Origin of the sequence: Pantoea sp. JZ2, assembly GCF_035191405.1 — a bacterium.
GTDB classification, from domain to species: Bacteria; Pseudomonadota; Gammaproteobacteria; order Enterobacterales; family Enterobacteriaceae; genus Pantoea; species Pantoea stewartii.
In genome coordinates, this window is sequence record NZ_CP045247.1 from 732,128 (window position 1) to 744,313 (window position 12,186).

Below are 12,186 nucleotides of genomic sequence, written 5' to 3' on the forward strand. Positions count from 1 at the left end.
AAAAGCCCGGTAGGATATGTTCTGCCGGGCTCAACTCTTTACTAGAGGAAGCGAAAGTGTCGCAACCTGAGGGAGGAACGAGTGAGGGTTGCGACACTTTCGCAACCCTAAATACGTTCAATAAGTTAGAGTCTGGCTAATCACCCGACTAGACGTAAAACGTCCAACGCTAAAGAGTGGATCAAGCTTATCTCACAGAGACCTACTTAACAACATTGTTTAAGACAACACTTTCAACAAGTTAATGAAAGCAAGTAGATAAGTAACCTAAGACATGCAATCACAATGCTAAATCCCCCCATTTTTTTCCACATTCCACAGCATTGCCTCGACCATATCTTTTGGACAGTGCGTGATAGGCTAGCCATGAGCGCCTTGTGGTGAGTTTGCCTGAAGTAGGAAATAGCTTTGGGATATGCACTATTGGGCAGGGATACTGTGTAACATCAACCTGAAAAGGGGCTGCTTTTGGTTTGCCTCAGTTAATCGATCCATTCAGAGAAGATAACGGGCGTCTGTCTAGATTGCTCTGCGATGTGTTGTCGGTTCTAGCGGGGGAAGGGCTTACGGGATTACAGCTTATGGGATGAACACAGGGAGTTTTACTTCAAGGCAATTCAGGTGGGTGTCTCAGGCTATTACAGCTCTATGATGCAGCTGGTGAGGGACATCTTGCCAGACTAGCGGGCGAGGCCAACGGCTTTCGCCTGTGCCTGATTTTTTTTGAGTTGCTGCTCAATTTTTTGCACAGAAACACCGGTTTCTATCGCGGTTGAGCTGACAACGGCGCGGTAGATTTGATTTTTCGTGATCTGGCTATGTGCTGTTTTTTTAGTCATGTGAAAAGCCTCATCGCATCACTGCTGATTCTAGTTGGGATAGGGACAGCTAGAAAGGCTGTTATCAGTTGGTCATTTACCAAAGGAATTTTGATTTATCTGGCTACCTATTAATCGAAATCACAGGATAGTTGTGATCGGTGAAATGCACGTGAACATTTATTTTTTAAGGAAAAAATCATTGTTGTGCACTGGTTTGAGATGAGATAACGAGATGTATAATAGGCATTAAATGTTGACTGAGGGGTTACTGCATGGCAAGGCATTTTCGTCGTTTATCGGAACTGACATCCTTTTCTGAGGATGAGGACGATATGATTATTCAGCAATGGATAGATGGAAAGCTTCCTCTGTACGTTTACCTTGATGGTAGACATCCGGTATGTACTTTTAGACGTTGCATCTCCATTGATGAACATAAATACGCTATCAGCGATATAATGTATGGCCGCGATTTGTATCAATATCCAGATAGTCCCGAAGGCAAGTGGAGGCTGTTTGTGCCTGAAACACCTTTAGACTCGCACCTTAAAGTAACTCCTGAATTTCGTTATGGAGGCATGGTTTACGAGTATAAATATCGTGGAAAGGCACATGGTTATTGGCATGTTAAGCCATCCAATTCAGCCAGATTCTGTCGTGGTGATTTTTTGATTGCGGATGTTGGATTAAAAGATCTAAAACCAGATTCTCTAGGGGATGTTACCATTCATGCTCATCAAGAACGTGATTACCTTATTTTTTCTGAACCAACTTATATAAATCGAAAGTCATTATTTGTTGATGATGCAAATATTGTTAATTTTGTTCAGGTGCCAGAAGTTAGCAAGGATTTATTAATAAAACATGCAAGGAGTGAGAAGCCAGGCACGCTTTACAAAGTACCGTCGGAGCTTATTGCATTATATATATTGATGCAGGAATGTAGTTTGGATAAGTCCGGTGTACTGAGGCCGTCTATTGTAGCAAAACCTTTGTCGTCATTATTTGGTATTGATTTTGATATTGATACAGTAAAGGGATATGGTATTAGACCTGAGTTGGAAAGGGAAAAATCTTATCGAGTTAATGAAAAACAAAGGATGGCTATTTCATATCTTTTGACTGAACTTTGCAAGAAAAATGGAATTGATAGGTCTCCAAGATCGTTATGTGAGGAATTAAATTCACTCTCGCAATTAGAGCGCTATTCCTTAAGTTTTTCATTTAGCGAGTCGGAGATTGAGAAGTGGTTGGATATTTATCCAGAATGAATTTCTACGTTTAATTTCACAAGCGGGTCTTAATAAGACCCATCAACTCTAAATTAGAGTATTGCTCCTTTCCTGATACATTTCCATAGCTCATTCTGTCTCCACCGAAACCACAGGAGACAATCATGCACAACTCTTTTACCCAACCTACCGCTGAGCAGCGTTTGCAGGCTTTACAGAACTATGGCGAGACGTCAGATCGTCTGGTTCGTGAACGGGAGCGCCAGCGTATCACATCAATATCACGATCTACAGCATGGAAACTTGAACGAGCGGGCCAGTTTCCTTTACGTAAGTCGATTGGGCTGAAATCTTGTGCTTGGCTGTTGAGTGACCTTCTTTGCTGGATCAGTTTTCGTTAATCAAAAGTCGTATTTTCAGTTCATTTTATCTTTAATGAACATGGTTTCATATTGCTATTTTCGCTATTAATAGCGGAATAGCCTCTAAGGTGAAATGCTTTTATCCTTAATTGAGAGAGGTTTCTCATGCTCATTGGACGTCCGTTCCCTGTACAAGTACTACCATTAGTAATCAGAAATGCGGTTTATGAGGTGACTAAAAATTCACAGGCACCATTAGCTCTAGTTGCCGCATCTGCACTTGGTGCTATTTCTCTTGCCTGTCAAAACGGGATTGATGTTTGCAGGTTTAATAATTTGCATAGTCCCGTATCTTTGTTTTTGTTGACATTGGCTGATTCTGGAGAAAGAAAGAGTAGCGTGGATAAAGCGTTGATGAAGCCGCTGTACGACCTGGAGGAACAACAATTTATACAATACATGAAGGATTATGCAGTTTGGGAAAATGACATGCAGGTGTTTAACACCCATAAAAAGGCGTTGACTTCAAAGCTGAAATCGGAGATCCGTCGCAATAAAGATTCCTCTGCAACCGAAGCAAAATTAAAAGAACTTATGGCAAACCGCCCGGAAGAGCCAGTAAGATACAAGTTGATGTTTAATGATGCCACTTCGGCTGCGATTAAACATTCTCTCAGTGGGCAATCGCGGGCTATTGGCATAACGTCCGATGAAGCAGGCACCATATTTAATGGTCATACACTAAATGAGCTACCTTTCATCAACAAAATGTGGGATGGCTCAACATTTTCAGTGGAAAGGAAATGTAGTCCTGAACGGTTCATTAAGGATGCCAGACTTACCCTATCTTTGATGTTACAACCTGTTATTTTTAGGGCATATCAGGAGCGTAAGGGAGATATGGCTAAAGGGATAGGTTTTTTTGCCCGCTGCCTGATCTGTCAACCGGAATCAACTCAAGGCTATAGGAAAATTACTAGCCCAGTTACTTCAACCGAACATCTTCCGGTATTCCATCAACGATTGATGGCGGTCATCACTGAAAATCTGAATCGAGATGATGAAAATAAACGGGAGCGCCTCATTTTTTGTCCTGAAGCGGAACAACGAATGATTGAGTTTTATAATAAAGTTGAATCCGAGATGGGGATGCTGGGCTTTCTTTCTGACTTCAAAGACTATGCTTCTAAGGTCGCAGAGAATATGGCGAGAATGGCTGCTTTGCTGCACTATTTCGAAGGTGGGGGAGGGGATATTTCACTCATTGCCGTAGAAGCGGCCATACAGATAATTTCATGGTACGTGGATGAGTATGTAAGGCTTTTCTCACAACACGAGGAATTAACACTCGTAGGCTCAGAAGCAAATGAACTTTACTACTGGATAAAAGAATACTGTTTTCAGAATATGATCCCTTATCTCAGGAAAAACACGATACTGCAATATGGCCCCAATCGCTTTAGAAACAGGGCAAGAGTTAACGAATTATTAAGTACACTTTATTCGCAGCGTAAGATACTGGCTGAAAAACGGGGGAAGACGATATTTATTCAACCAGTGGACACATCTGATTTGGTTTGATCCCTCGCTCTACTGCCAAAAATATTCTTTTTCTGAATATTAATGCAGAGCTAATTGCGGAGTAACTTTTTAACTGCCATACCAGGCAGGGGCTGCACTCGTCTTAATTTTAGATGTTGGATAGGTATTATAATATCCATACGAATCCTTACTATCTGTATTAACGGGTAAGAGTAGCTATCAGATCGTTATATTCGTACTAGGATCTGATACCAGTATATACACCTAACTCTGAGTAAGCATAGCTCTGCCTATGTGGCAATAACCAATACGGTCTGACAAGAGCGTAAGTCTAAACACATAGGAATACTAAGATGAAAACTTATGAAGGATCACATGGTGAACACGTTCTGGAATATTGGGTAAAGATTAATAGATTGCTTTGTCACTTGACTAACCGTTACCCCAGGCTAACGGCTGTACGTGTGGATCTCCACTATCCAAAAATAGTCGATAACGGTGACAATATCTGTTGCTTCCCTAATCTGGAATCTGGGGTCATTTCCAGAATGCGTGAATCCCTTGGGGCCAAGCTGGAAGCTGACCGTATTCGTAAGAAACGTGAAGGTAAGCGTATATACCGCTGCCCTTTGTTTATTATGTGGGCGAAGGAGTATTCTAAATCAGGTAAGTGCCATTACCACATTTGCTTACTTTTCAACAAAGACGCCTACTACCACCTTGGTGACTACGAGCAGGAAGATAACCTGAGAGGGATGATTACAGGTGCTTGGTATAGCGCATTAAAGCTCCAGCGGGACGACTGCCCAGAACTGGTGACATTCCCTGATAACTGCCGCTACGTACTGGATAACGAATCCCCTGACTTTGAGGATGAGTACCAGGCATTGCTAACCCGACTGGACTATCTAACCAAAGTCGAAAGCAAAGTTTTTGGCGAAGGGGATCGTAACTTCGGCTGTAGCCAAATCGATTTATAAGACAGCAAGGGCCTTCTCTGGTATAAGAAGGCCTTTTATATACACCGTGACGGGCGTTATTTTAGTGGTAGTAGCTTAAACACGACCAGAGCTGAAAGATACTCCACACACTAGATGATCGACATGTGTGGCGTCTCCAGCGAAACAACATCGGACAGAAGGACTGTCCCCGTTGAATACCAAACGGCTTTAAAAAATGATACGCGAACGTAACTGGTTGTTACTTAATGACAAACAAGGGCCGCATAAATGTGAACATTAGGACAAAATCGCGATAGTAGAAAGCGATATGCATTGGTGTTCAGATGGCTTCGGGCTCGGCTGAGACAGCAGTGAAAATTACGGATACCATCACGCTTAAACTCCACTCCAGAGCTATCCCCGTTGACAATGATCTCTAGAAATTCGCATTTAAGCATAATTGATTTCTGATTCTTTGTTATTTAAACCCGTATTTTTCCCGACGTTGATTGAATGCGCTTTGACCACCTTCGAGAATATTCGCCGCCAGATGCTGGATTTCAGGTAAATCAATCGCCCCCTGCTGCTCAGGGAGAATTCGCCCTTTACCCTCTTCTACACTCAACACACCAATCCACTCTGCATCACCGAAAACCGGTATGTTAGCGTTATGTGTGGCAAATAAAAACTGCCGAGACAGCTTCGCCCTACGTAGTTCCGTCACTATACGCTCAGCGATAAATGCATTATCAAGGTTATCTTCGGGTTGATCGAGGATTAGTGGGTCCTGATTTTCTAACAACAGTAAATGCAGGACTGCAGTACACTGCTGCCCGGTAGATAGCTCGTCGATATGGCGCCAGAATACGCCACCACCGTCATGCATGACATTCAGCTCAATTTGCATCGTATCCGGCAATGATAATGCTTCCAGTTCCAGCAGCTGCTTTTCGCTCAAACGCAATAATGCTTGGATGACCGTTGGTGTAATTCCCCACCCGGCATTATGTAAGGCTTGTTCACCAAGACGGATACTCCCAACCAGATTTTCCGGTGTAAAATCATGCTCCAGCACCCAAGCAAGGCGTCGTGATCCAACACCTTCCAGATTACATTGCTCCAGAAAATGCAACAGAGGTTGACGATCACCTTCAGGTTGCAAATTGAGCCGTACTTTTTCATCCAGTTTTCTGTTCAGACGTTTTACTGATTTTGCCAATGCCGCCGAGCGCTGAGAACGCGCTTGGATAAGTTCCAGAAGCAATTTTTTTCGCTGCTGGTTTAGCTCTGTAAGTTGCTTTTGCCGGTGCTCCAACGCCGTTGCTTTAGGGAGAATAGAGGCAATCTGACGTAACAAGGTTTGATAGTCTGCGCCAATCTGTCGCCCGCTTTTTCCCTGGCTGGCTGGGATATCTTTAAAGGCTTTTTCAAGCTGAGCCTCTTCTGCACCGATTAAATCTGATAACTCAAGTTGTAAAGGAGCAAGTTCCCCAGATGAACGTTGAACGACCTCACCAAGTTGTTGGACTAATGTTGCCACCTGCTCCTGTGCTCGCTGGAGCACATCACGTTGCTGGAGAAGAAGAGAGTGGTGAGGCAAGGCATTTATCACACCATCGCTGAGGTAAGCGAGATCGGGCAGGCTGCCTTTTAGTGTAAGTAGAGCATCCTTCACCCTAGATAATTCTTCCTGATGACGTAAACTGAGTTGCTTTTCTTTTTCCAGCAAAGGGACGATTTTGAGTTTTTCATCCAGGCCAAGCTGTTTAAATTGCTCTGCTTGCTCCAGTAGTTTCGGCAATCGTGCAACTTCAAGTTCTGCCTCCGCCTTTTGCTCCAGAGCATTAAGGATAGCCAGACGGCTCTCTCCCAAGCGTGACAACGCTTGGTTGATAATCACATCGTACTGATTATGTTCGCCTTCTAAAAATCGCTCTACCAGACGATTACGACTCCGAGCATCTCGGGTCATTTCATAAATTTCATTCTGCCCGTACAACTCCAGCCCAGGAAGTAAATCATCCGGAGAATAAGGTGAAACATTCCCCTCACTGTCCGTTACAATGGATTGCCCGCCAAATTTTCGACTGATGGTAAAGGTACGTCCCTGCATCAAAGCAGAGCGAACCTGCAGTTGAACCAGCGAACCATTTCCTAGGTTGCTCTTGATAATTGCACTGTGTTGCTTTTGTGCTGAATCACCAAAAGGCTGTTTACCCAGAGCAAAGCGAATAGCTTCCAGCAAAGTCGATTTACCAGTTCCACGCCCACCAATTACAGCATTGAGGTGGTCGGAAAAAGTGATATCGGTTTCGTCCAGATATCCACCAGTAAAACGAATATTTTCAATTGCCGAAGCATAGCAGTGTGGCTTATCTACGTTGAGGCGCACTCGTGATTCTGGATCTAAAAATGCCTGTTTAAATGAGCTGAAGCATGGCCGCGTCATTTTTATCAGGCAGGATGCTCCCGGGGATTTAATTTCCACTGGTTGGGCAACATCTGCCGCGTTGATAATGGCAATAGGTCTCTCGCGACGATAGTCAGGAAGTTTGTTCAGAATAGCTTTTCGATAAAAATCATCCTCAATCCCTTTCAAGTCATCGACAGTTCCTGGAATCTGCGCCGCCAACAATCCACGTTCTTTCCATATATGATTCATACGGCATTTCAGTACTCCATTATCATTCGTGCTATGTGCAGCGAAAATAAACCCTCCCAGGCTTTCTACTTTTTCAATGATCTGTATGGCACTGAGCTTTGAAGGGGAAATGCAATCATCGGGATTTTCATAGCCCAGATTGCTCAAGCAGCGTTCCAGTTCCTGTACGGTCCGGTTTTCATCAAACAAACAAACGAAATGAATTTTTTCGCTTGAGCAGATCTCAAACCCAGGAAAAACGACAATGTTATGCTCCTTAAAGAGCTGACGAATCCTGTCTACAGCATTAACAGCACCATGGTCCGCAACACCAACAACCTGAATACCAGCTTCGAGGCAGGACTCCAGAAGCTGCTGATTATAAGTATCCTCGCTGAGTGATTCTTTCCCGCGATACTTACTGTAACCCGCAGGGTTAACCTGCAAAGCGCACTTAAAAAAATCAGCTTTAGTCCAGTTCACAGACATCGTCAGGCTCCATATCTTTCTAGTATATTATTCCACATAGCAAATAATACGCTTAAAATCGCTGCATCACATTGATAAACATACTGATCGCTGGCTGCCTGTGGCGCAAGCAGTATCAGAAAGGCTGTCTTACTGCCGTTACCGCTGGTAAACAATTTGTACCCGCGTCGGGGCTGGCATCTTCGATGTAGCAAATAAAAAACTAAAAGCATCTGCGGGGCAAGATATGAATGCCAAATGCGTGTACCGCATCATGCATCAGAATGAGCTGATACTTGAACGTAAATCTGCTATACCGTTCCCCAAATGGTCGCGTGACGGGAAAGTTAAAAGCGGTGATGACCTGATATACTGGAAACATAATCGATCGGTTTCATTATTCATGAGCTGGACTAAAAAAGTAATATTAATAATTTAAATTATTGATATTTATGATTATTTTTTGCTTTTCGCTGTGGGTTCAACCGATAAATGCAACATACTGGTTAAACCGCTCTGCGGGCGATTCAACGTGCGCCCACAGTAGGTGTAACAAGGAACCAGCTTAAGGTTATTGTTAAGTTGAGTGATTCACGAGGTAACTTTTAGCGTAGGTGAGCGGAACGAATGAGAGATACCGCTTGAATATTGGACAAACATGGAGTTTCTAAAGCGTAAGAACTTGATATAGAAGTATACGGCATTCATAATGCTCGGTTGCATACATTCCCCTTGTGACCAGGCCTTACTATCATGAAGCAATCCGCTTACACCTCCATTCAAGAAAAACGTCTTCAACCTTGGAAGGGTGAAGAAGAAGTCCGGTTTGCTTGGAACAAAGCGTTAGAAGATGCAACAGGATTACACCTTTTTGCTGAGCGCGAACGTAATGATGCAAGTTACAACCACGTTATAATTGAATACAAAGCCCCTGGTCTCTTCAACGGTAAAAAAAATAGCCCTGCGTTTCTGAATGCGACTTCAGAGCGGTTGCTACCTTACATTATCAAAAAAGCCGCAAAAACCAAAATACCTGAATCTGACTTCATTGGTATTGCAATCGATGGGGAACATATTTGTTTTGCTCAGGTAATTGATGGAAAAATCAATACTCAACATCTAATGCCATTTTCTCCTGAATCTGTTGAAATGGTTATTGATGCGTTACGATCAGATACGCGTAAAGGTTTAACCACAGACAATCTGCTGGCTGATTTTGGTCACGGTTCAGCAAATGCCCGCGCTTTCATGCAGCAGCTCTCTGACGGGCTATGTCAGCAACTGGTCGCCAGCGGTAACAACAAAATCAAAATGCTCTTTGCAGAATGGCGAACGTTGTATGGTCAGGTTGCCGATCTTTCAATTCTCCAAGCAGAAGCCATAGCTAAGGAGCTGAAATTCACCTGGTCCGGCTCCCCATCAGAGTCGATACCTGCACGGCTTTTTGTACTACATACCTACAACTCAATGCTTATTAAGTTACTAGCTGCAGAGATAGTGTCAGCACATGGGCTAACTTCGACCGCTCAACCAGCTCAAAGCATGGCGGCCTTGAAGAATAATGAGCAGATGCTTGAATTTCTCGGCTCGGCTATTGAGCGTTCTACGATTTTCCAAGAAGCCGGTATCCATGGATTTGTCGAGGAAGCCATTTTTAGCTGGTACCTTGATGTAGCCAGACTGAATACTGTTCCTGAACTGCTTCCCACGTTGAGGCGATTGCTTTCTGTCCTGTCACTCTATCGTCTGGATCAGTTATCACAAACACGTGATGTACTACGTGATCTCTATCAGGGTCTGGTACCAGGTAAACTACGTCAGAGCTTAGGCGAATTTTATACGCCTGACTGGCTGGTAGATTTCACGCTGGACAAAGTTAGTTCCCCTGAACTTCTTACCCAGAGGGTCCTTGACCCTACTTGCGGTTCAGGGGCGTTTTTACTAGCAGTGATTCGCAAAAAGCGTCAATTAGCGAAGGCGAAAAATCTCAGCGCGAAAGAAACTCTAAAGCTTCTTTGTGAAAGCGTATGGGGTTTTGACCTTAACCCCTTAGCCGTTCAGACTGCGAGGGTGAACTTTCTGATTGAAGTCGCCGATTTACTATCGCAATGTCCAGGCCAAGATTTTGAAGTGCCGGTATTGATGGCCGATGCGATTTATTCCCCGGCAGCAGCCCCGGGCTCGCTTGAGCCTGTCATCCAATATCGTATTGGCAGTCAGGTTGCCAAGCTCGACATTCATTTGCCTGTAGCACTGGCACTCGATCGCGTAAGCCTTGATTACATGTTTAATCGCATGGGTAAAGATGTCGAAATGGGGCTCGAGTTTGATGAATCTATGGAGAAGGTTCGCAAAAGCAAATATTTTACCGAAGACCTGATTAAAGAATGGGATACGCCTCTACGTTATACGTATGATCAGATCCTGACTCTACATCGTCAAAACTGGAATGGAATATGGTTCAGGATTGTCAGGAACTTTTTCTGGTCGGCAACTGCCGGACAGTTTGACCTAGTCATTGGTAATCCACCATGGGTCAGGTGGTCTAAATTACCCGAGTTGTATCGGGAGCGAGTAAAGCCAACTTGTGAACACTATGGGATTTTCTCAAAGACGCGTATGCACGGCGGCAATGAACTCGATATATCTGCAATGATTACTTATACAGTGGCGGACAAATGGCTAAATGTCGGTGGACATCTGGCATTTGTTATCACAGGTACGTTGTTTAAAAATCCTTCATCTGCTGGTTTTAGAACATTCAAGATCGAACCTTCGAGAGAAGACTCGTTGTACCTTCAACCGCTATTTGTCGATGATATGAAAGGGCTGAAACCGTTTGAAGATGCAAGCAATCATACAACGATTGCTGTATTCAAGAAGTCAGAAAAAGCACCGGAATATCCGGTTCCATATCGCGTATGGAGCCCTCGTGAAGGCTATAAACGTGCTATTAAAGCTTCTCAAACGCTTGAAGCTATCATGGATACTTTACAGCACGATGAAAAAGAAGCTTTTCCAGTTAATGAGGCGGGTTCGCCTTGGGCTATCCTCGCGCCACATAGATTTGAAGCCATTAAATACTTATCTCGCCAATGTTCCTGGACCAAGGGCCGCAAGGGGATCACGACTGATCTCAATGGTGTGTACTTCGTTCCTATCCTTAATGCCAATGAATCCTATGTTCAGATTAGAAGCAGGCCAGAAGCGGGGAAAAAAGACATTGGCCCGGTAAAAAAAGCTTGGGTGGAGCCGGAAGATTTGTATCCACTGATTAAAGGTGCAAGCGATTTTGAAGAGTGCTACCTCAAAATCAGTGCGCCTGATGTGGATAACGAAGAGCGGCTATATACGTTCGTGCCAAATATCGGGATCTCTAATGCTGATTACATAGATGCAGCAGAGCGAATGAACCAAGAGAAGCTTAAGAAAACTGCAGCTTGGTTTGATTCATTTGAACCACTATTGCAGGCACGCTCTACATACCGACGACAAATGAAAGGGGCTCCCTTCCATGCGGTTTATAACGTTGGAGAATATACATTTAAGCCATGGAAAGTGATATGGCCTGAAATGTCTTCATCTTTCTATGCTGCCGTAGCTGGTAGCGCGGATGTTCCTCTGGTAGGAACACGCACTTATATTCCTGACCATAAAGTGTATTTTGCTGCCTTTGATGATCGTGAGACCGCCTATTATTTATGCGGACTACTGAACTCAAAAACGGTGCAAGAGTGGATTAACGCACACAATGTATCTATTCAAGTGGCAGACGTGTTCAAACACCTTGATTTACCGAAGTTTAGTCAGAGTGATGTCAAGCATGTTCTGCTCGCAGAGAAGGTTCACTCTGCTCACCAAGAACACGATAGAGTGGCACGTAAAATTATAGTGGAAGATGTGAAGATTTTAGCCGAAGATATTTTGACTAATTGGAGCAAACAACTTCCTGGCTAAACTTCAGTAGGAGGCTAAAGTTACCCCGTTAGCAACAGACGTCAAAATTAATTAACTGGCCTTTATCGCATGAAGGCCAGTTAACATTCATCCTGAGGAATATCTCTGTCACTATTAACCGAATTCTGTTGTGACATAGCTCGTTTGTGATTACAGAGCTGTAGCTGGTATGGCTATTTACAACAAGCAATAAATGCACACATTTAAGTCAATTTTCACTCA

General features: G+C 43.6%; 7 protein-coding genes and 1 pseudogene. 6 read left to right on the top strand and 2 right to left on the bottom strand.

Going from position 1 to position 12,186, the window contains the following annotated elements:
* Positions 1-482: 482 nt before the first annotated feature.
* Positions 483-684: pseudogene (locus tag GC087_RS03705) on the top strand (cell filamentation protein Fic); the annotation flags it as partial.
* Here the strand turns inward: GC087_RS03705 and GC087_RS03710 are convergent.
* Positions 681-839, bottom strand: a complete 159-nt coding sequence (locus tag GC087_RS03710) for a hypothetical protein (protein WP_324029690.1) — start codon at positions 837-839, stop codon at positions 681-683. The pseudogene GC087_RS03705 and the gene GC087_RS03710 overlap by 4 nt on opposite strands.
* A 254-nt stretch (positions 840-1,093) precedes the next feature.
* On the opposite strand from GC087_RS03710, the gene GC087_RS03715 reads away from it, so the two are divergent.
* The 4 genes from GC087_RS03715 (at position 1,094) to GC087_RS03730 (ending at position 4,937) form a co-directional block, all read left to right on the top strand.
* A complete protein-coding gene (locus tag GC087_RS03715; RefSeq protein WP_324029692.1) occupies positions 1,094-2,092 on the top strand; it encodes a hypothetical protein in 999 nt (332 codons plus the stop codon).
* Positions 2,093-2,217: 125 nt separating this feature from the next.
* On the top strand, positions 2,218-2,454 hold the full coding sequence (locus GC087_RS03720; RefSeq protein ID WP_324029694.1) for a helix-turn-helix transcriptional regulator: 237 nt from the start codon (positions 2,218-2,220) through the stop codon (positions 2,452-2,454).
* A gap of 126 nt (positions 2,455-2,580) precedes the next feature.
* Complete coding sequence (locus tag GC087_RS03725) at positions 2,581-3,996, top strand: YfjI family protein (protein ID WP_324029696.1); 1,416 nt, start codon at positions 2,581-2,583, stop codon at positions 3,994-3,996.
* 314 nt (positions 3,997-4,310) lie between these two features.
* Positions 4,311-4,937: an inovirus Gp2 family protein gene (locus tag GC087_RS03730; protein ID WP_324029698.1), complete on the top strand. Its 627-nt coding sequence runs from the start codon at positions 4,311-4,313 to the stop codon at positions 4,935-4,937.
* Between the two features lie 439 nt (positions 4,938-5,376).
* On the opposite strand, the gene GC087_RS03735 is transcribed toward GC087_RS03730, so the two are convergent.
* Positions 5,377-8,028 (bottom strand): TrlF family AAA-like ATPase, encoded by a 2,652-nt coding sequence (locus GC087_RS03735; RefSeq protein WP_324029700.1) that lies wholly within the window; start codon positions 8,026-8,028, stop codon positions 5,377-5,379.
* Between the two features lie 732 nt (positions 8,029-8,760).
* On the opposite strand from GC087_RS03735, the gene GC087_RS03740 reads away from it, so the two are divergent.
* Positions 8,761-11,964 (top strand): Eco57I restriction-modification methylase domain-containing protein, encoded by a 3,204-nt coding sequence (locus GC087_RS03740; RefSeq protein ID WP_324029702.1) that lies wholly within the window; start codon positions 8,761-8,763, stop codon positions 11,962-11,964.
* Positions 11,965-12,186: the final 222 nt, after the last annotated feature.

What these genes read in the sequence shown, in the direction of transcription:
- GC087_RS03725 (WP_324029696.1), top strand. Translation starts at nt 2,581, where the DNA reads ATGCTCATTGGACGTCCGTTCCCTGTACAAGTACTACCATTAGTAATC.
- GC087_RS03740 (WP_324029702.1), top strand. Translation starts at nt 8,761, where the DNA reads ATGAAGCAATCCGCTTACACCTCCATTCAAGAAAAACGTCTTCAACCT.
- GC087_RS03735 (WP_324029700.1), bottom strand. Translation starts at nt 8,028, where the DNA reads ATGTCTGTGAACTGGACTAAAGCTGATTTTTTTAAGTGCGCTTTGCAG.
- GC087_RS03720 (WP_324029694.1), top strand. Translation starts at nt 2,218, where the DNA reads ATGCACAACTCTTTTACCCAACCTACCGCTGAGCAGCGTTTGCAGGCT.
- GC087_RS03710 (WP_324029690.1), bottom strand. Translation starts at nt 839, where the DNA reads ATGACTAAAAAAACAGCACATAGCCAGATCACGAAAAATCAAATCTAC.
- GC087_RS03715 (WP_324029692.1), top strand. Translation starts at nt 1,094, where the DNA reads ATGGCAAGGCATTTTCGTCGTTTATCGGAACTGACATCCTTTTCTGAG.
- GC087_RS03730 (WP_324029698.1), top strand. Translation starts at nt 4,311, where the DNA reads ATGAAAACTTATGAAGGATCACATGGTGAACACGTTCTGGAATATTGG.